This is a genomic window from Corynebacterium argentoratense DSM 44202 (genome assembly GCF_000590555.1).
Classification (GTDB): domain Bacteria; phylum Actinomycetota; class Actinomycetes; order Mycobacteriales; family Mycobacteriaceae; genus Corynebacterium; species Corynebacterium argentoratense.
Genome location: NC_022198.1, coordinates 985,195 through 1,004,632, shown reverse-complemented (window position 1 = coordinate 1,004,632; position 19,438 = coordinate 985,195). Strand labels below are relative to the sequence as shown.

At 60.4% G+C, this 19,438-nt stretch carries 15 protein-coding genes and 1 tRNA gene; 10 read left to right on the top strand and 6 right to left on the bottom strand.

Annotated elements, in window-relative coordinates:
* Positions 1 to 179 precede the first annotated feature (179 nt).
* Both CARG_RS04825 and CARG_RS04820 read left to right on the top strand, forming a co-directional pair.
* A complete protein-coding gene (locus CARG_RS04825; RefSeq protein ID WP_020976282.1) occupies positions 180 to 2,117 on the top strand; it encodes a DIP1281 family NlpC/P60 protein in 1,938 nt (645 codons plus the stop codon).
* 86 nt (positions 2,118 to 2,203) lie between these two features.
* Positions 2,204 to 3,409: a ferrochelatase gene (locus CARG_RS04820; protein WP_020976281.1), complete on the top strand. Its 1,206-nt coding sequence runs from the start codon at positions 2,204 to 2,206 to the stop codon at positions 3,407 to 3,409.
* A gap of 28 nt (positions 3,410 to 3,437) precedes the next feature.
* Here the strand turns inward: CARG_RS04820 and CARG_RS04815 are convergent, their stop codons facing one another.
* Positions 3,438 to 4,178 (bottom strand): hypothetical protein, encoded by a 741-nt coding sequence (locus CARG_RS04815; protein ID WP_020976280.1) that lies wholly within the window; start codon positions 4,176 to 4,178, stop codon positions 3,438 to 3,440.
* A 35-nt stretch (positions 4,179 to 4,213) separates the two neighbouring features.
* Here CARG_RS04815 and CARG_RS04810 point away from each other — a divergent pair, with 35 nt between their 5' ends.
* Positions 4,214 to 5,074 carry a DUF3097 domain-containing protein gene (locus CARG_RS04810; protein WP_020976279.1) on the top strand — a complete coding sequence of 287 codons (861 nt, stop codon included), beginning with the start codon at positions 4,214 to 4,216 and terminating at the stop codon, positions 5,072 to 5,074.
* On the opposite strand, the gene CARG_RS04805 is transcribed toward CARG_RS04810, so the two are convergent.
* Both CARG_RS04805 and CARG_RS04800 read right to left on the bottom strand, forming a co-directional pair.
* On the bottom strand, positions 5,037 to 5,618 hold the full coding sequence (locus CARG_RS04805; protein ID WP_020976278.1) for a MarR family transcriptional regulator: 582 nt from the start codon (positions 5,616 to 5,618) through the stop codon (positions 5,037 to 5,039). The genes CARG_RS04810 and CARG_RS04805 overlap by 38 nt on opposite strands.
* A gap of 29 nt (positions 5,619 to 5,647) precedes the next feature.
* Positions 5,648 to 6,373, bottom strand: a complete 726-nt coding sequence (locus CARG_RS04800; RefSeq protein ID WP_052331900.1) for a TVP38/TMEM64 family protein — start codon at positions 6,371 to 6,373, stop codon at positions 5,648 to 5,650.
* A gap of 274 nt (positions 6,374 to 6,647) precedes the next feature.
* Here CARG_RS04800 and CARG_RS04795 point away from each other — a divergent pair, with 274 nt between their 5' ends.
* From CARG_RS04795 to meaB, 3 genes are all read left to right on the top strand, one after another.
* Positions 6,648 to 8,516 (top strand): methylmalonyl-CoA mutase family protein, encoded by a 1,869-nt coding sequence (locus CARG_RS04795; RefSeq protein WP_020976276.1) that lies wholly within the window; start codon positions 6,648 to 6,650, stop codon positions 8,514 to 8,516.
* A gap of 1 nt (position 8,517) precedes the next feature.
* On the top strand, positions 8,518 to 10,752 hold the full coding sequence (gene scpA / locus CARG_RS04790; RefSeq protein ID WP_020976275.1) for a methylmalonyl-CoA mutase: 2,235 nt from the start codon (positions 8,518 to 8,520) through the stop codon (positions 10,750 to 10,752).
* Positions 10,753 to 10,826: 74 nt separating this feature from the next.
* Positions 10,827 to 11,933, top strand: coding sequence for a methylmalonyl Co-A mutase-associated GTPase MeaB (meaB, locus tag CARG_RS04785; RefSeq protein ID WP_020976274.1), 1,107 nt, complete (start codon positions 10,827 to 10,829; stop codon positions 11,931 to 11,933).
* 94 nt (positions 11,934 to 12,027) lie between these two features.
* Here meaB and CARG_RS04780 read toward each other — a convergent pair.
* A tRNA-Leu gene (locus tag CARG_RS04780) sits at positions 12,028 to 12,113 on the bottom strand.
* 151 nt (positions 12,114 to 12,264) lie between these two features.
* Between CARG_RS04780 and CARG_RS10240 the strand changes: the two genes are divergently transcribed.
* From CARG_RS10240 to CARG_RS04760, 4 genes are all read left to right on the top strand, one after another.
* Positions 12,265 to 13,896 carry an ABC transporter transmembrane domain-containing protein gene (locus CARG_RS10240; protein WP_169733206.1) on the top strand — a complete coding sequence of 544 codons (1,632 nt, stop codon included), beginning with the start codon at positions 12,265 to 12,267 and terminating at the stop codon, positions 13,894 to 13,896.
* Positions 13,896 to 15,701 carry an ABC transporter ATP-binding protein gene (locus CARG_RS10595; protein WP_020976272.1) on the top strand — a complete coding sequence of 602 codons (1,806 nt, stop codon included), beginning with the start codon at positions 13,896 to 13,898 and terminating at the stop codon, positions 15,699 to 15,701. The genes CARG_RS10240 and CARG_RS10595 overlap by 1 nt, the downstream gene beginning before the upstream one ends.
* Before the next feature lie 45 nt (positions 15,702 to 15,746).
* Positions 15,747 to 16,331, top strand: a complete 585-nt coding sequence (locus CARG_RS04765) for a YbhB/YbcL family Raf kinase inhibitor-like protein (protein WP_020976271.1) — start codon at positions 15,747 to 15,749, stop codon at positions 16,329 to 16,331.
* Positions 16,332 to 16,401: 70 nt separating this feature from the next.
* Positions 16,402 to 16,833: a hypothetical protein gene (locus CARG_RS04760; protein ID WP_020976270.1), complete on the top strand. Its 432-nt coding sequence runs from the start codon at positions 16,402 to 16,404 to the stop codon at positions 16,831 to 16,833.
* Between the two features lie 296 nt (positions 16,834 to 17,129).
* Here the strand turns inward: CARG_RS04760 and CARG_RS04755 are convergent, their stop codons facing one another.
* Positions 17,130 to 18,230, bottom strand: coding sequence for a quinone-dependent dihydroorotate dehydrogenase (locus tag CARG_RS04755; RefSeq protein ID WP_020976269.1), 1,101 nt, complete (start codon positions 18,228 to 18,230; stop codon positions 17,130 to 17,132).
* 34 nt (positions 18,231 to 18,264) lie between these two features.
* The gene (locus tag CARG_RS04750) at positions 18,265 to 19,434 is read right to left on the bottom strand and encodes a YncE family protein (protein ID WP_020976268.1); all 1,170 of its coding nucleotides are present in this window, start codon (positions 19,432 to 19,434) and stop codon (positions 18,265 to 18,267) included.
* Positions 19,435 to 19,438: the final 4 nt, after the last annotated feature.

The following is a 19,438-nucleotide window of genomic DNA, read 5'->3' as shown; positions in this document are numbered from 1 at the left end:
TTCACTCGTGTGAGTTGAGTTGAATTGAATGGGATGCAGCAAGCACTCCAGTCAAGTCCATGCACTACACTTCAGGTAAGTGGGGAAGCTTTCCTGCGTGTCTCCACTCGTGCGAGTGAACACTTAGGTCAGGCCACCGGCCTTGACTACCTCTCGTTGTCTACCGCAGGAGCTTTTTCGTGCTTTTCGCCTCGCACCGTGCTGATAGCACCCCACGCGCCCGCCACGCTGACCGCTTTGTCAACAAGCACACTAAGAACAGCCGTCGGATGCTCACCGCAATCACGCTATCGGTCGCCCTCAGTGCGACCAGCCTGCCTGCGTATGCACAGCCGACCAACCCTAACGACGCACACATCGCCCAAGCCCACAACGACGTCGATTCGCGCTCTTCCGACGTTGCATCGCTCGCGACGTCATTGTCTCAAACCGAAGCTGACATCGCGCGCCTCGAAAACGAAATGGGCGGCCTGCGCGAAGCGGTGAATAAAGCGTTGGTCGATCTTCACGATGCCCAAGCAACAGCCGAACGCGCCCGCCAGGAATCTAAGGCAGCGCGCGCCGAGCTTGACGATACGCAAGCAAAGATGACCAAGGCCCAGGCCACCCTCGATGAAATTTCACGGACGGCCTACCGTGGCGGTGGAACAGGCGCTCCCATCGGAGAGATTTCCGGCTCCCGCAACAGCGAAGACAGCCTGGACCGCCAAACCTTCCTGCGCGTCCAAACCGAAAAGCAACGCGCAGCAATCGCCGAGCTCGATCGCCTGCGCACCGAGAAAGCCAACAATGAATCAGCACTTCGCGAAGCCCGCAAGGTTGCTGAGCAGCGCGAGCAGGAAGCCGCCGACGCAGAGGCACACGCACGCCAAGCGATCGAAACCAACGGTGCCGCACTCCAAGAAAAGCAAGCGCATCGCCAGCAACTCGTCGAGCGACGCGATAGTGCCCAAAGCCAGCTTGATTCCGCCCGCGGAACTGTCAGCACCCTAGAGGGCCAACGCCAGGAATACCTGGACTACGAACGCTCCAAGCAGCAACGTGCGGAGGCCGAGCAGCAAGCACGCGAAGCTGCAGCAGCCACCGACCAAGCACAGCAACAAGCACAGCAGGCTCAACAGGAAGCCACAGCCGCCGCACGGGCCGCTGAGGAAGCCACGCAGGCTGCTCAACAAGCCACAGCTCCCCAGGCACCGGCGACAGGCAACGAGCAGGGCCCCTCTGCCCAAGAGCTCGAGCAACAGCGTAGGGCCCAAGAAGCTGCACGCAAGGCGGCCGAGGAAGCAGCAGCCAAAAAGGCTGAGGCTGAGCGCGCCGAGGCCGAGGCCGCGCAGCGCGCAGAAGCCGAAGCGCAAGCCCAGCAGGCACGCGAAGCCGCAGCTGCTGCCGCTAGCGCCGCCGCCGCAGCAGTCATCGCTGCGACCGCCCCGAACCACACCGCGCTGGATAACCCATACCCGACGGATGAAGAGGCCGCCGATGCGGTTGTCGCGGCACAGCAGCAGCCGACCGCAGGCAACGATGCTGCTACGGGTGACACTGTCAGCCAGACCACCGAAGGCACAACCGACGGCGACAACGACGTCATCGGTGGCCTGATTAATCTGCTCGACCAGATCACTGAAGGCACCAACAAGGCGCCTCAAACCGCACGCGACATCACTGCCGCAACAACCCAGGTTGTGTCTGGCAGCCGAGACGAGAAAATCGAGGCTGTCATTAACCGGGCAATGTCGCAGCTAGGCACTCCTTATGCTTGGGGTGGTGGCGACGCCAACGGTCCGACCCTCGGTATTCGAGACGGTGGAGTGGCTGATGCTCACGGCGACTACAACAAGTACGGCTTCGACTGCTCTGGCCTGGTTCTCTACGCTTTCGCAGCTGCGGGTATCTCGCTTCCGCACTACACCGGCTACCAGTACCAGCGGGGAACTAAGGTATCGCCCAGCGATATGCAGCGCGGCGACCTGATCTTCTACGGCCCGAATGCTGAAAACCACGTCGCTATTTACCTTGGTGATGGGCAGATGATCGAGGCTCCCCAGTCCGGTTCTACGGTGAAGATCAGCCCGGTTCGTTGGGGCGGTATGAGCCCGTACGTTGTGCGAATGATCTAGCTCTCGGCCGGTTTTTCACATCGAGGTCAGTTAGCTCGGTCATCCTTAGTAGCCCGTTGCGTTTGCAGCGGGCTACAGTGCTATACATGCCCGAAAAGCACACTATCGACCCAGTGGACAATCATCCTTTTGATGGACTGCTGCTTTTATCCTTTGGTGGCCCTGAAGGCCACGAGGACGTGCGGCCTTTCTTGGAAAATGTCACCCGGGGTCGGGGTATCCCACCTGAGCGCCTGGATGAGGTGGAGGAGCACTATCACCACTTCGGCGGAGTGAGTCCTTTGAATTCCCTCAATCGCGAAATTATCGACCATGTCGAGCAGGAGCTTCACACTCGGGGGCGTGATCTGCCGGTTTTCTTCGGCAACCGCAACTGGCACCCTTTCGCTGAGGATACGGTGGAGCAGATGGTGGCGGCCGGCCACCGCAGGATTGCTGTGTTCGCGACCTCTGCGTGGGGTGGGTATTCGGGTTGTCGGCAATATCACGAAGATATCGCCCGCTGTATGCAGCACCTGGAGCAGCGCGGCCTAGCCGAGGGCGTTCAGATGGTGAAGTTGCGGCAATTCTTCGACCACCCCAGGTATATAGATGCGATGGTCGACGCGGTGGATGAGGCCTTAGCGAAGGTGCGTGCTCACGGGCGCGGCGATCGTATTCGTTTGGTGTTTACCGCCCACTCCATCCCTTTGTCCGCGGATCGATCGTCGGGTGTGGATTCCGACGGCGCCTTGTATTCTTCCCAGATCCGTTATGCCTCAGAGTTGGTTGCCCAGCGCTGTGGTTTTTCTCCGATTGATGACGCCGCGTCGGCTGTTGGTGCGCACGCTGCTGACGGTTTCTACGATGTGGTCTGGCAATCCCGGTCGGGCCCTGAGCATGTGCCGTGGTTGGATCCTGATGTGGTGGATCATATTGCGGCGATCCATGGGGACGTTGATGCTGCGGTTGTGTGCCCGATTGGTTTTGTCTCAGACCATATTGAGGTGGTGTGGGATTTGGATTCGGAGTTGCAGCAGGAGGCCGCCGATTTCGATATTGATATTGTGCGTACCCGAACGGCGGGTCCAACGGCTGATTTCGCGGCGATGGTTGTGGATTTGCTGGAGGAGCTGGAGTGCGGGGCCCCCGTTGCACGCGTTGATAGCACACGACCTGGCGGCGCCTCGGATGTTCCTGGTGGGGTTCCGGCGCTTCGCGGGTGTAGGGCTAATGGTGAGCCGTGCGCACAGGGGTGCTGTGCCCCGAGGAAGCGACCGGCTGCCCATGGTGGGGCTAGGCCTGGCGCTTAGCCGGAGTGCGGGACGCCGGGGCACGAACTTAGGGCCGTGCGTATCGTCGCATGTCGCGGGCAGCATATTCGACGCCTGTGATGCGCGCTCGGCGGATGTGTCGCCACAGCGGGATAAGTTCTGTGTCGACGCTGTGTTCGCCCATGCGATCGCCGACGGTTTCAATGATCGCTGCGACGCGGTCCGCGCGGGCGAATAGCTGGGCGGCTCTGCCGGGGGTTGCGTCGGGCAGGCCTGGGGTGTCGTAGAAGTCGCTTAGCGCGCCGACGGTAAGTCGAGGGTTGTGGAGGGCGTCGGTGCTAAACCCTTTGGCTTCGATCATGTCGGCTGCTACTGCGGTGGCTTGCGCGAGTAGTCTGTCTGCGTCACCGGGCATGAGGTAGTCGGACGGTGGTAGCACTCCGGGGTCGACCAGATCCCATTCTGCCGACCGATGCGGGTCCAGTTCTGCCAATGCGGGCGGGGTGTCTACCTCTCTGAGCAGCAGGGCCTCGTGTGGGTGTGCTCCTTTGGAAATGATGACGCCGTGGGGGCCGGGGTCGCCGGGGCCACTCAGCGCCAGCCGGACGAGCGGTTGTTCCATTGGGGCCTGGGCGTGGGCGGCGTCAAGAAGCGCGCGAATGCGGGCGAGAAGGGTGAGGTCGGTGGGGCCGCCGAGGGCGAGCATGGCGTCGGTGAAGTTGTCTGTCGAGGTGTGGTGTAGGTGCCAGGCGGCGATCCACACTGCGATGTTTTGTGCTGGCGAATAGACCTGTGAGCGGAAATCCATAAGGATCAATAGCCTAGCGGATAAGGTAGTCAGTCATGACTGGCTTTGATCGTTATGGTGGCGACATTTTGAAGGGGCATTCTCGTCGATCTCCTACGGAGTATCCGAAGGTTCCCGCTGAGCCTGGGCTTGTTGTTGAGGTTCGCGCGACGGGTTTTGTTGGGGCGGTCACCGGTTTTGAGCGCACTTATGATGGTGATTTTGTGCGCTTGGAGGATCGCCATGGGCGGGAGAATCTGTTTAAGCTGCGCGAGGGTGCGTTTATGATCGATGGTCGCATTGTGACTCTCACGCGTTATGTCACTGACCAGGCTCGGCAGTTGGCCCAGGCGATGAAGCATTCGAATTCTGGTTCCCGCCGCGTGGCACAGGTGGAGGCTAAGGTTGCGGCCCCGTCGCGCATTTGGGTCGAAGGTATTCATGACGCCGCGATTGTGGAAAAGGTGTGGGGTCATGACTTGCGCGTGGAGGGGGTTGTGGTGGAGTTTTTGGAGGGCTTGGATAATCTTCCGGAGCGCTTGGCGGAGTTTGGTCCTTCGGAGGGTCGGCGGGTGGGGGTTTTGGCTGATCACTTGGTCAGTGGTTCTAAGGAGACCCGGTTGACGGAGTCGGTGGGCCCGCATGTGTTGGTCACGGGCCATCCTTTTATCGACATTTGGGCGGCGGTCAAGCCGGAGCGTCTAGGCATCAAGCAGTGGCCGGAGGTTCCCCGGGATGAGGATTGGAAGACTGGTATTTGCCACAGGCTTGGTTGGGGTGACACTCGTGAGGGCTGGAACAGGGTGTATTCCGCCGTGAATTCTTTCAGGGATTTGGATTCGACCCTGATTGGGGCGGTGGAGCGTTTGGTCGATTTTGTTACTGTGCCGGAGATTCGGAAGGAAGATCTTCTGTAGCCCGGGATAGTAGTCGAACCGCCAGCCGCCACCCTTGGGTTTCTGCCACCCACCCTGCGGCTTGGAGGCGTTGGGAGACGGCTTGTTTGCTCACGCCCAGTTCTGCGGCAGCTTCGGTTTGGGTGAGGCCTCTGCGGATCAGCGAGGTAGCTTCGCGACCTTCGGGGGTTCGTTTGCTTAACACGAAGGCCAGCAGTTCGAAGGTGGCGGCGAGGTCTTCGCTCAGTCCTTCGGCGGAGTCGATGAGGCTAACGTAGACCTTGGCGGCTTTGGGGGACTTGCCTAAAATTTTGTGCGCTTGAGTTTGCGCGACGGTATCGAGGGGGCTAACACCAATGCCGATAGCCCATTCGCCTGCGGCTAGCAGTGCCATGGTGATGTCTGTAACGGACTCGGGTGTTGTGAGCGTTGCTGCGATCTCTTCAATCCCGACCACTTCCACTTCTGGGACACCTGGCAGCTGGGAGAGTGCAACCGCAGATCGTTTAACCAGTTCGGCCCGGCGTGTGGCGTGGCCACGGTAAGTGGCGTGAAGAGCGTACATGCCGTCAATCCTAGCGGCTTGATTCCCCCTTACGCCACGGGGAGCTTGTAGTCCAGAGCCAACCCGATGAGACCGAGGGTGAGCAGCACCCCGGTAACGCCAATCAGCGCCGGGTTGGCCGTACCAGTGAGGGCATCCCCGATGAAAACGGTGGCGATGGTCGCCGGCGCCGAGCCGACGAAGGTGGCAATAACGAAATGCTTGAGGGACACCTGGGTAAACGATGCCGTGAGGTTGAGGACGAAAAAAGGCACAGCACCGATCATCCTGAGCGAAGCGATAGCCAACCAGCCTCGGGCCTTCAGGCGCGCATTGATCGCGTCGATGGTGCGTCCGTTGATGCGGGCGCGCGCGGCGTCATTAACGAAAAATTTTCGGATGCCCCACAAAGCTAGACCGCCGGAAATTGTGGTGGCACTCAGGGCAACGACGCAGCCCACTACGGGCCCGAACAAAATGCCGGAGCTGAGTGTCAAAAAAGTCCGGGGGATAGGGAATTGGGTAATGACTATATAAAGAATGAAAAAGACGGGAAGCAGCCACGAGTCGGCCTGATCGGCGTAGGCGCGCACCTGGGATAGCGGTGGGGTGTCGACAAAGAAGACTGCATAGACGCCGACTGCAGCGATAACAGCTAGGGTGACTTTTTTACCCAGCGACAGTGATGCCAGCGCACGCACTAGCTGCTGCACGAGGCGTTGGAACACCTGCCGCACGGACTGCACGCGGTGCACAGTGTGCTGGAATCTTTTCACGTCTAGAGACCTTAGCCTGTGGCGCGTGGCTTGTTTCGCTGGCGCCGCCATAGTCGGGATGGCGGCATGCGATCTGCCCACCCGCGGTCAACGCGAAAGTGACAACGGCCACACTTGGGGTGTGAGGGTCAGCTGAGTTGAGCGTGGCGCAGGCAGCAGCGCTACTATATGGGAAGGAGTTGTGGCCTACTCGACCTTCTTATCGCACGGAGGGTTCGCGTCACAATTTACTGATTATATTTTTGGAGAATACTCATGAGGGGAGTAGTCCACCGTGACTGACAACCAGTCTGCTGCCGCGAGTGAGCTGCCCGAACTGTCCACCAAGTACGACGCTTGGTACAAGGCAGTAGCGGGTGTGTTCGCTCGTGTGCAGAAGAAGGACGTCGCAGATGTCCCGTTGGATGTGTGGAAGAAGCTTGTCCGCACAACCTATGACGGCATCGACATCAATCCGCTGTATACCCGCCAGGATGAATTGCAGGAGGCCGCCGAGCCGGGCGTCTTCCCGTTTGTCCGTGGCGCGCAGGTATCTGACCCGAGCCGCATTGGTTGGGGCGTGACCGAGACCTTCGGTTCCGTTCCGGGTGTGTCGCCCACTGAGGTCAACAAGCAGCTGCTGCATGCTCTGGCCAATGGCACCACCAACATCGTTATTGATCTCACCCAGGGGCTCTCGGCCGCCGATCTTCCTGCCGTTCTGCAGGATGTTTACCTTGATCTGGCGCCGATCCGTCTGAAGGCCGGAGCGAAGGTCGCTGACGCCGCTCAGCAGATCTTTTCGCTTGTTGACGCCGCGGGGGTTGCTGAGGGCAGCGTGCTCGAGCTTGGTGCGTGCCCGCTGACCGCCGGTTTCGATGAGACCGACACTGTGAGCTTGGATGAGGCTGTGGAATTGGCTGTGGCTTGTTCCAAGCGTCCCGGCAAGGTTCGCGCCATTGTCGTCGACGGTGTCTCGCTGTCTAACCAGGGCGCCACCGATGCTCAAGAGGTCGGTTTCTCTCTGGCGGCCGGTGTCGAGTACCTGCGTGCACTGACCGAGGCTGGTTTGTCCGCTGCCGAGGCTTTGGAGCAAATCACTTTCCGCTTTGCGGCTACCGACGACCAGTTCGCGCAGATCGCAAAGTTCCGTGCTGCTCGTGAACTGTGGGCTCGCGTTGCTTCCGTAGTGGGTGCTCCCGAGGCTGGTTCTGCACCTCAGCACGCCGTCACCGCGCCGCTGATGTTCAGCCAGCGCGACCCGTGGGTCAACATGCTGCGTAGTACTGTGGCCGCGTTTGCCGCAGGCGTGGGTGGTGCGACCGATGTTGAGGTTTTGCCTTTCGACTGGGCTGTTAAGGGCGGCCTGGAAGGTACGTCTCGTAACTTCGCGCACCGCATCGCCCGCAACACCAACCTGTTGTTGTTGGAAGAATCCCACCTCGGTTTCGTTGTCGACCCAGCCGGTGGCTCCTACTTCGTTGAAGCCCTGACTGACGAATTGGCTGACAAGGCCTGGGAGGTCTTCACTGGCGTGGAAGCCAATGAGGGCTTTATCACCAACACCGCCTCGGGCGCAGTTGCAGAAGCCCTTGATGCTTCCTTCGAGCGCCTGCGTGCCGATGTTGCTCACCGCCGTAAGCAGATCACCGGCATCAATGAGTTCCCGAACCTTGGCGAGAAGCCCCTGGATGCTTCCCGCCGCGTAGAGCCCAAGGGCGTTCGCCGCTGGGCGGTGGACTTCGCCGAGATGCGCAACCGTTCCGATGCCTTCTTCGAAGCTAACGGTCAGCGCCCCCAAGTTGGCCTCATTCCGCTCGGCCCCCTGTCTAAGCACAACGTGCGCACTGGTTTTAGCACCAACCTGTTGGCTTCCGGCGGCATCGAGGCGCTCAACCCCGGCCAGGTCGTTCCCGGTACCGAGGAGTTTGCAGCTGCTGCACGCGCTGCAGACATCGCCGTTATCTGTGGTACCGACCCGGAGTACGCCGAATCCGGTGTAGAGGCTGTCAAGGCACTCCGCGAAGCAGGGGTATCCACGGTGCTGCTAGCAGGCGCACCCGCTTCCTTTGAAGGCGCCGAGGTCGCTCCGGACGGCTACCTGAACATGAAGATCGACGCAGCGGCAACCTTGTCGGAGCTGCTGGATAAGTTGGGAGCCTAAAATGAGCACCATTCCTAATTTCAGTTCAACTCCGCGCGTCGACGAGGCTGCAGCACAAGCTGCTGCCGGCGCACACCCCTACGAGGGGCAGGAGGTCTGGTCGACACCTGAGGGTATCGACGTCAAACGCGTCTTCGACCGTGCAGACCGCAACGCGACGCTGGAAGAAACCGACGAGCGTCCCGCACACCCGCTGGATTCATTCCCGGGCATGGCACCGTTCATGCGTGGCCCGTACCCCACGATGTACACCAACCAGCCGTGGACTATTCGCCAGTACGCAGGTTTCTCCACAGCTGCCGAATCCAACGCGTTCTACCGTCGTAACCTGGCCGCCGGCCAGAAGGGTCTGTCGGTCGCCTTCGACCTGGCAACCCACCGCGGCTACGACTCCGACAACGAGCGCGTCGTCGGCGACGTCGGTATGGCCGGTGTGGCCATTGACTCCATCCTGGACATGCGCCAGCTCTTCGAGGGCATCGACCTGGGCAGCGTGTCCGTGTCGATGACGATGAACGGCGCGGTGCTACCTGTCCTGGCGCTCTACATTGTTACCGCCGAAGAGCAGGGTGTCACCCCTGACCGCCTCGCGGGCACCATTCAGAATGACATTCTGAAGGAGTTCATGGTCCGCAACACCTACATCTACCCCCCAAACCCCTCGATGCGGATCATCTCCAACATCTTCGAGTACACCTCGATGATGATGCCCCGATTCAACTCGATTTCAATTTCTGGCTACCACATCCAGGAAGCCGGTGCGACCGCTGACCTCGAGCTGGCGTACACACTGGCCGACGGTGTGGAATACATCCGCGCGGGTAAAGACGTAGGCCTGGATGTCGACAAATTCGCACCGCGTTTGTCCTTCTTCTGGGGCATCTCCATGTACACCTTCATGGAGATCGCTAAGCTACGCGCCGGCCGTCTGCTGTGGAGCGAGCTCGTCGCCAAGTTCGACAACAAGAACCCCAAGTCGCAGTCGCTGCGTACCCACTCTCAGACCTCCGGTTGGTCGCTGACCGCCCAGGACGTCTTCAACAATGTTCCTCGTACCTGCATCGAGGCCATGGCAGCAACCCAGGGCCACACCCAGTCGCTGCACACCAACGCCCTCGACGAGGCGCTGGCTCTGCCCACCGACTTCTCCGCGCGTATTGCTCGTAACACCCAGCTGCTGCTGCAGCAGGAATCCGGCACCGTGCGCCCCGTCGACCCGTGGGCCGGTTCCTATTACATCGAGTGGCTGACCAACGAGCTCGCCAACCGTGCACGTAAGCACATCGAAGAGGTCGAGGCCGCCGGCGGTATGGCTGAGGCGACGATCAAGGGCATCCCGAAGCTGCGTATCGAAGAGTCCGCTGCACGCACCCAAGCGCGCATCGATTCTGGCCGCCAGGCGTTGATCGGCGTCAACAAGTACATCGTTGACGAAGACGAGCAGATCGAAGTTCTCAAGGTCGATAACACCAAGGTGCGCGCCGAACAGCTCGATAAGCTGGAACGCCTCCGCGCAGAACGCGACGAAGAAGCTTGCCAGGCCGCCCTGGATGCCCTTGAGGCAGCCGCACGCTTGGAGACCCGCGAGCCCGGCGACCTCAATACCAACCTGCTCAAGCTAGCAGTTGACGCTGCACGTGCGAAGGCCACCGTCGGCGAGATCTCCTTCGCTTTGGAGAAGGTCTTCGGCCGTCACGAGGCTGAGATCCGCACTCTGTCCGGCGTCTACAAGGAGGAAGTTGCTAAGGAGGGCACCGTGTCTAACGTTGCTAAAGCCATCGCAATGGCCGACGCCTTCGAAGCTGAAGAGGGTCGCCGCCCACGTATCTTCATCGCAAAGATGGGCCAGGACGGCCACGACCGCGGCCAGAAGGTTGTCGCTTCCGCCTACGCCGACCTCGGCATGGACGTCGACGTCGGACCGCTGTTCCAGACCCCTGCTGAAGCAGCCCGCGCAGCAGTCGATGCCGACGTGCACGTTGTGGGTGTATCTTCCCTCGCCGCTGGCCACCTCACCCTGGTGCCCGCGCTAAAGGAAGAGCTCGCAAAGCTCGGACGCGAAGACATCATGATTGTTGTTGGTGGCGTGATTCCCCCGGGTGACTTCCAGGAGCTCTACGATGACGGCGCTGCCGCCATCTACCCGCCCGGAACGGTCATCGCGGATTCCGCAATCGATATGATCACCAAGCTCGCGGCCAGCCTCGGCCTGGAGTTGGATGTAGAGGAGGCCTAAAAGGCCCCCGCTTCTGCCCGCAGGTCGCCACTGTGCAGCCTGCGGGCAGTTGAAGTTAAGGAGTGTTGTAAGCCATGTTGGAACACAACGAGTTTCTCGAACACCATCTCGGTTCACTCATGACCACCGCGGGCACCGATCTGGGTGCTGCCACCGCAGTCGCACCAGAGATCGTCAAAAGGGCGCGTCGCAGGATTGACGTCGACGAACTCTTCGACGGTGTCCGCGCGGGCAACCGCACTATTATCTCCCGTGCGGTTACGCTCTTGGAGTCTTCAGCGGCCGCTCACCGTGTCCTAGCGCAGGAACTACTCGTTCGTCTTCTGCCTTTCTCCGGCAAGGCCTTGCGAGTCGGTATCACTGGCGTACCCGGTGTCGGAAAATCTACCTTTATCGAAGCTCTAGGGATGAAGTTGATAGGGGAGGGCCACCGCGTTGCTGTGCTGGCGATTGACCCCTCGTCGACCAAAACCAGGGGATCGATCCTGGGTGATAAAACCCGCATGGCGAAGCTTTCCGCTGAGGACAACGCGTTTATTCGTCCCTCACCCTCAGCGGGCACTCTCGGTGGCGTGGCCAAAGCTACCCGCGAATCTATGGTGGTGTTTGAGGCCGCCGGTTTCGACACTATTTTGGTGGAAACGGTTGGTGTGGGCCAGTCCGAGGTCGCCGTGTCTAACATGGTCGACTGCTTCACCTTCCTGGCATTGGCGGGCGCGGGTGACCAGTTGCAGGGCATTAAAAAGGGTGTGCTGGAGATGGCTGATCTTGTCGCCATCAATAAGGCCGATGGCCCTAATCTGAAGAATGCCAAGCGTGCTGCCCGCGAGCTTGCTGCCGCGATGCGTATGGTGCGCAGCGAAGATTCCCTCTGGCATCCGCCGACTATGACGATGTCTGCGCTCGAGCACGAAGGCGTGGACAGGTTCTGGGATACTGTGCTTGAGCATCATGAGGCGATGCTTGAATCTGGACGTTTCGACCATAATCGCCGCGAACAGCAGGTGGGTTGGATGTGGTCGATGGTGCACGAGACCTTGCTTCAGCGGCTCAACACTAATGAGGACGTCAAGACCGTCCGTGCTTTGGTGGAATCCCAGCTGCGCGACGGGCAGATCACCCCGACCTTGGGCGCCGAGCGTGTACTCAATGCCTTTGACGGGGTAGACACTTCGTCTTAGGTGGAAGCTGCAAGCGGCCGCTATCGCGGCCGCGAAGAACTGGGTTGTCGCAGAAAAAATGAGGCCTTGCTGTTAAGCAAGGCCTCATAATTTGTGCCCGAGGGGGGACTTGAACCCCCACGTCCATTAGTAGGACACTAGCACCTCAAGCTAGCGCGTCTGCCATTCCGCCACCCGGGCCGGGTGTTTGAGACCTTACGGCCTCGGCACTCGTTAAACTATAGACCTGCGCCGCTAACCTACACAAATTCCCAGCTCAAAGATCTATTTGCGCGTGCACGGAGCGCCTAGGATCTTCGGGCGTGCGCTTGGCGACGTATATGATGGGCGCATGTCCGCTCCCGCACGTTTACGCCGTTCACCACTCTGGGCTTGGTTCGCCCCACCCGAACCACCTGAAGACCGTCCACTGCGCGCGACGTCAACACGTGCGATGTTGCTGACCTATCCGAAAATCGTCCTGGCGATCGTGATCTTGCAGGGTGTTATCAACGCCTCCAACGCGGTGCAGTCAGCCATTATCGGCCATGCCACGGACGCAGTGTTCGGCCGATACGACCAGGGCATCGGCAGTGGTTGGCAGGGCGTTATGGATGCACTGTGGGCAGCTGCACCGCCGATGGCTGTGTTCCTGGCGCTCATTGCTGTTGCTTATGTCGCCGAGTTGGTGTTCGACGGCCTAGAGGGAATCTCTCGGGCGCGGACCGTTCATGATTTGCGACTATCACTAACCAAGGCACTCATCGGTGGGGATACGCGGCATCTTAAGCCGGGCGATGTGTTGAATACGACCGATGAGGACACAAACGCTGTCGGCGAGATTAAGGAAGTCTTCGGCTTCCCGGCTGGCATGTTGTTTTACTTGGGCACGACGGTCGCGATTATTTTTCCGATTTCACCGGCGGTCGGTGGTGTCGTTGTTGCTGGTGCATTGGCGACGACGGTGGCTGCGCGTCTGACTGCGACGCCGCTGACACATGCGGCAACCCAGCGCCGAGAGGCGGAGACGGCCTCGGCGTCGTTGGCTACTGATCTTGCCCAGGGCTCTCGGGTGGTCAAGGGCCTGGGGGCGGTGGATGAAAGCCTTGGGCGTTTTCAGCGTACGACTGCCGAGGTTGATTCTGCTTTGCTCAAAGAAGCGCGGATTAATGCGTGGATGTCGTTGTGGCGGCAGACCCTTCCCGCTGCTGTGGGCGCCGCGGTGTTTGGCTACTCGGGTTGGCTGGTCCTTCAGGACGCCATGAGCGTTGGTGATTTTGTCACGATCACTTTGTTGGCTCGCCCGGCTATGACCATTTTGGGGCGTTCGTATGGCTATTTGATTTTCGTGTGGTCCCGTGGTGCGGCCGCGACGCAGCGAGTTCGTGAATTGGAGCATGCGATTGATCACCCGCCGGAATTTGGCGCCGAGCCTTCCATGCGCGAGGGCGTGTCCGACGCTCATGCAACTGAGCTTGCTCGGGGGCTGACGGTATTGTCGCCGCGTTCTGCGGATGGCTTGCTTGCTGCCCAACAGTATGCGCAAGCGATCGCCGATAGCTCGGTTGACGCTATCTATTCGCCCCATGCGCCTGGTGTGTTTGAAGGTTCACTGTTCGACAACATCGATGCGGGCAGGGGACTGACTGCTTGCGCTATTGACGCCGCGTTGGATGTGGCCTGCTGTGAAGACATCATTGTGCGACTGGGCGGTAGGCAGCCGGATGGTCGTCTGCCGGACGGGCCGATCGGTGAGGCAGGGTTGAATCTGTCTGGTGGCCAACGCCAGCGCGTGGCACTAGCTAGGGCCTTGGCGGGCAGCCCGGAGGTCTTGGTGTTGGATGAGCCAACTACGGGTCTTGATGCTGTCACACTGGATCGGGTGGCTAGCGCTACGGCGTTGCTGCGTCGGAACAAGACGACGATCGTGATTACTTCCTCTCGGCCGTGGGAAGTGTGCGCCGATAACGTGGAGGAGTTCTGATGAGTACCCAAGCAGCAACTGCGGAGCATCGCCTCGCGGATGCTTTGGCCCCTGCGTCCATGCGCACAAGCTTCTCGGTTGTTAGGCAGTGCCCTCGGTGGCCGCATCGCGGGTGGTGGCTGGGTTTCTGGGCTGTGTTTTGCACCAAGACGGTGTGCATTGTGGGTTCGTCAACGCTCACGGGTTTCACGGTCACCGCATTGGCTACTGGTGACACCGCTCGTTTCTGGTCCTTGGCAGCTGTGATGTCCCTTGCTCTGGTCGGTGAGCAAGCGTTCAACACGGTGGGCGAGTACTTGTTGAGTGCTCGTTCGAAGTTGGTGGGCGTGGATCTGCGTGCCGCAGGCGTGGAGGCTACGTTGCGCGCGCCTATTCCAGAGGTGATGGAGCTCGGCACCGGCAATGTTCTTACCCGCCTGACCAGCGATATTGATGCCTTTGTTCGTGTTGTTAATTCTATTGGTGTTCGCTTGTTGACGTCGCTTTTGCTCGTTCCTTTCACGGCGGCGTCGATGCTGGCATTGTCACCATGGTTCATCGTGGTCTTTTTAATTATCGGGGCTCTTTTGGTTCCGATGGTTCGGGTGGCCGCACGCGATATTCCGGTGGCTGCGAATCTGTTGTCGAGTGCGGAGGCGCGCCGCAACCAAATTCTTCTGGACACTATTCGTGGGTTGCCGACTATTAAAGCTTTGCGGATCGGCCCGTGGGCCATTGGGCGTTTCCGCCGTCAATCGTGGGCTACTGTACAGGCGCAGGCGGATTTTATTCCGCAGATGATTCGACTGCTGCGATGGGGGAGCATCGTCTATGGTGTGCTGGCCTTAAGCACAATGGCTGTGGCTGTAGTCCTGGTGAGCCAATCGACTATTTCAGCGGGTGCGGCCTCCGCCGCCATGGTGCTGGTGCTCCGCCTGGAAATGGTCGTGTTTAACGTGCTCTTTTTCGCCGGCGACATCCAACGCGCGGCGACGTCATTGGGCCGTGCAGTCGCCCTAGCTCTCTTGGGCTCCGACTCACGACGTTTGCCGGACGGACCGGAACTTGTTCGTCCGGTACCGGTTCGCCTTGATGACGTGACATTTGCGTATCCGGGAGGCGCGGCAATCTTGAACAACCTCTCGATCGCCTTAGAACCCGGAACTACGACGGCGTTGGTGGGCGCATCCGGCGCCGGTAAATCGACAGTGGCGGGACTCATTGCCGGCCTTCATTACCCAACCGCCGGCACGATCCGTATCGGCAACGTGGTGACCCGCGACGTCAACAATTCTTGGCTAGCGAGAAACGTCAGCCTGATTAGCCAAGAGGTGCACCTGTTTTCCGGCAGCCTGAGAAATGACCTCAAGGTCGCCGCCCCGCAAGCTAGCGATGAGCAGCTGCTTGATGTGTTGGCAGAGGTGGGCTTGTCCCCGCGCAGCGAAAGCTGGGTGCGGTGGTTGCCTCAAGGGCTCGACACGGCCATCGGCGCCGGAAACGATGATCTTCCGCCCGAGATCGCCCAGCAGATCGCGCTCGCGCGCATCATTGTGCGCGACGCCCCGGTTCTGATCATGGACGAGGCCACCTCGGAAGCCGGGAGCCAATCCGGCCGGGCACTGGAGCAAGCCGCTATTCGAACAGCCAAGGGACGGACGACACTGGTTGTTGCTCACCGTTTGGATCAGGCGATGGCTGCGGATCGTGTTGTGGTGATGGATCACGGCCAGATCATCGAAGACGGCACCCACGATGATCTTGTTGCGGCAGGTGGCGCTTACGCTGATCTCTTCAGGCGGTGGAGCGGTACTAAGGAGGAGGAATGATCAAAACACGTGCCGTAGGCCACGTTTTCATGCACAATGGGATGTATGTCTACTAACTCTGATCGTCCTGATTACGTCGACCCGCGCTTCCCGGGCCCTGATCCTTACGCAGCGCTTGGCGACCACCCCACATTCCCCTTGAGCTCCACCGATTTCAACAACGGTGACAAGTTTGGCCCCGGGATCGTCGCCACTGAAGATAACCCCGGCCTCTCCCCACAGTTGAGCTGGTCGAACCTCCCCGAGGGAACCAAGTCCATCGCCATAACCTGCCTCGACCCCGACGCGCCGACCGGCTCCGGATACTGGCACTGGGCAGTATTCAACATCCCGGTAGAGGTCAACGAACTGCCCACGGGAGCAGGCTCCACCGCTGCACTCGAGCGGATCAGCTCAGTTGATGGCGCTGAGCACATTGTGACACTCAAGGGTGACTCTGGTTTGCGTCAGTACTTCGGCCCCATGCCACCCTCCGGGCACGGCCCGCACCGCTACCTTTTCGCTGTGCACGCCGTGGACGTTGAAACCCTCGATATTGACCCCGACGCAACACCGACCGTGCTGGGCTTCAACCTCTATTTCCACACGCTCGCTCGTAGCATCGCGTGGGGTTGGTACGAAAACGACTAGCACCTGACTCCGAGACGCGCGACAGGACCAACTACTGATGCTTGTGTGTCGCGCGCTACACTAGGGCGATATGTCACAGCGCCGCCACTCCGCAGACCACCCGCAGCAACAGCATGTCCCCTCTAACGGCAGCAGTGCCAACGTTCCCATGACGCTGCGCATCGGCGGGGCGTTCATCACCCTTGCAGTCATGTTGTTGCTGCTGTTGTTCGTCCAGATTTTCACCCAAGGCTGGATGGCCCCTTTGGTGATCACACCGGGTTTTGTGCTGATCGTCGTCGCTGCGCTGCTGCTGGGAGCTTTCGGTGGTGTCCGTTCGGGCGATGCGGCATCCCGCAGCCGCGTCATCGCTTTGGGCCTTGCCGTGGTCATGGTGTTGTTGTCACGTCTGCTTCAAAGCCCAGTGCTGATGGTGATGGATCAGTACTGGATCATCATGTACGCGGGCATTGCTCTGTTGGCGGGATTGTGGCTGCGCCGCTCTGTCATCCCGCAGGACTAGACCAGCGAGCCAACGATCATCCCGCAGCTGACACAGTCCAGCCGCCAGTAACCCTGCGATGGTGAACATGCGGCGTGGCCCGTAAACGGCGATGAGCCTCATCCCGAACTTTGCTGCGAACAAAATGCCGCAGCCCATAAGTGCGTAGGCAGATGTTCCACCTCCACCGAAACTGGTTCCCGTGAGGGAATGCCCATTGCGGACGGTGACGGTCAGGTCGATGCTGGAGGCAAGAAGACCCAGGGTGTAGAGAACAGAGAAGCGAGCAATGTTTGCCGTACCCGCCCCGGTGCGTATTAGTCCACCCAGTCGAGGCCGCAGCCGACGGCGTCAGAAATCGAATCGAAACCGTGGGCATCGAGCTGCGTAAGCAGACCGAGGTGAATGTCCCGAATCCAATCGGGGCCGCCATAGATGAACGGGGTGTAGCCCTGCAAAAGGGTGGCTCCGGCGGCGATGCGCTCCCATGCAGCCTGCGGAGTGTCGATTCCGCCGACTCCGATTAACACGAGTTTGTCCCCAACACGGGTGTGGAGCCGCTTGAGCACCTCGAGCGCGCGGGCAGCAACGGGCGGACCGGAGATTCCACCAGCCCCCATGGCTTCTACCTGGTCGGCCGGGGTGTTGAGTCCTTCGCGGGAAATGGTGGTGTTGGTTGCGACAATGCCCGCCAGTCCCAATTCGACAGCGAGATCTGCCACAGCGTCGACGTCTTCATCGCTCAAGTCCGGGGCAATCTTCACAAGCACGGGGACGTTGGTAGCTTCCTGCACGGCTTGGAGAATCGGCCGGAGGGACTCCACTGCCTGCAGATCACGCAAACCCGGCGTGTTGGGGGAGGAGACGTTGACCACCAAGTAATCAGCAAGGTTGCCCAGTAGCGTGGCACTGCGGCGGTAATCGTCAACAGCGCCCTCCGGGGGCACTACCTTGGTCTTGCCGATGTTGATTCCGATGACGTCGTTGGACTGTCGCCGTCGCAGATTGTCGGCTGCGGCAGCGGCCCCCTTGTTGTTGAAGCCCATGCGGTTCAGGATCGCTTTGTCTTCGGGTAGTCGGAATAGCCGGGGGGTGGGGTTGCCGGGTTGTGGCGATGCGGTGACGGTTCCGAGCTCGGCGAAACCGAAACCGATGGGGGACCACACATCCGCAGCAGAGGCGTTTTTATCGAAACCGGCCGCCAAGCCCAGCGGGCGCGGGAAGCGCACTCCGAACACCTCCTGTGCGAGGCGCTCGTCGTGCACGGGAAGCATTTTGTTGAGGATGCGGTTGACCGGCGTTGCCCAGTGGAGGGCGGACAGCCCGTCGTTCATCAGCACGTGGATGCGTTCGGGCTTGAGTTGGAACATCGCCTTGAGTGCGAGCGAGTAGGCCTTGGTGCGGATGGGGTGTGCCATAATGGTCGACTTTCGGATGGGTTCTACTAGGCTGTTAGGACTTCTTCGCTGCATCGACGGCTTGTGCGCTGATCTTCTGCAGCTGTGTTGCGCTGGCTGCAAAGAGGTTTCCTTGGGTGTCAACACCGAGCTGTGCGACATCAGAGATGGAATCAAGCCGCGCTACTTCCTCCGGTACACCTGAGCTGATGTCGAAGCCCTGAACAGCGTTGGTGCCGGTGGATGCAACCCACACGAGCTGCCTCTTGGTGTCCCATGCCAGCGCGTAGGGGCTGTCGTCTACGGGGGCTACTTGGTGCAGCATAACGATGGGGCTCATGGTGTACACGTTGAGGTGGTCGCCTTCGGTGTCTGTTGCGAAAATGACGTCGCGGGCAACTCCGGTCGCGCCGACGGCCTGTCCTACTCCGGTGCCCACGCGCAGTGCTGCGCCGCGGGTGTCTTTCTCAAGGTTGAGCTGCTGGATGGCTGTTTCGGAGCGGTTGATCGCCGCAATATTTCCCGGATAGCTGCTGGTAGCCACGAGTTGGTCGGGCGCCCGGTCAATTTTAAAGGTGCTTGCTTGCCCAAGCTCCCCGCCACGATCAGCGGTGAAGTCGCGGTACACATCGACCTCGAGGGACTGGTTGTTTCCGGCAGCCAGCACCCCATCGGTGGTCAGCGCAGCGGTGGTGTAGGTCTTATCACCGGTGTCAAGGCGGGTGTCGGTCCCGGCTGCGGCATCGATCAGGTGAATACCGTCGTCGCAGGCGATCACCAGGGTCGAAGCCTTCGCGCCGCCGTTTTCGTCATTACTGCCTCCCGCCGGGGTGTAGCCCACGCTGGGCTCGCCACAGTGCGCATCGATAGTGATCTCTTTGGCCTGCGGACTGTCGCTGCCCAGCGCGCCGCCGCTCGCCAACTCGGTTGTGGGGAGGACAGTCAGCACTGTTGACGCCGCGTCACCTCCAGCCCGCAGCACCGCGACGTCATCAAGAATGTTCATGCCGGATAGGGCACCGTCGACTACCTCACCGGCCGGAGTGCTATCCGATGGGTTAGCCACGGGTGTGGCGTGTCCGAGCTCGCCGGGTTCCTCCAAACCACCGGGCATCTGGGTGCACGCGACCAACGACACGCTGGTCAAGGCAACAGAAGCCAAAGAAAGTGCGGTGGGATGCAATCGGAAGGAGGAAAAAGCGCGGGGAAGCCTGCGTGTATGCATGGGG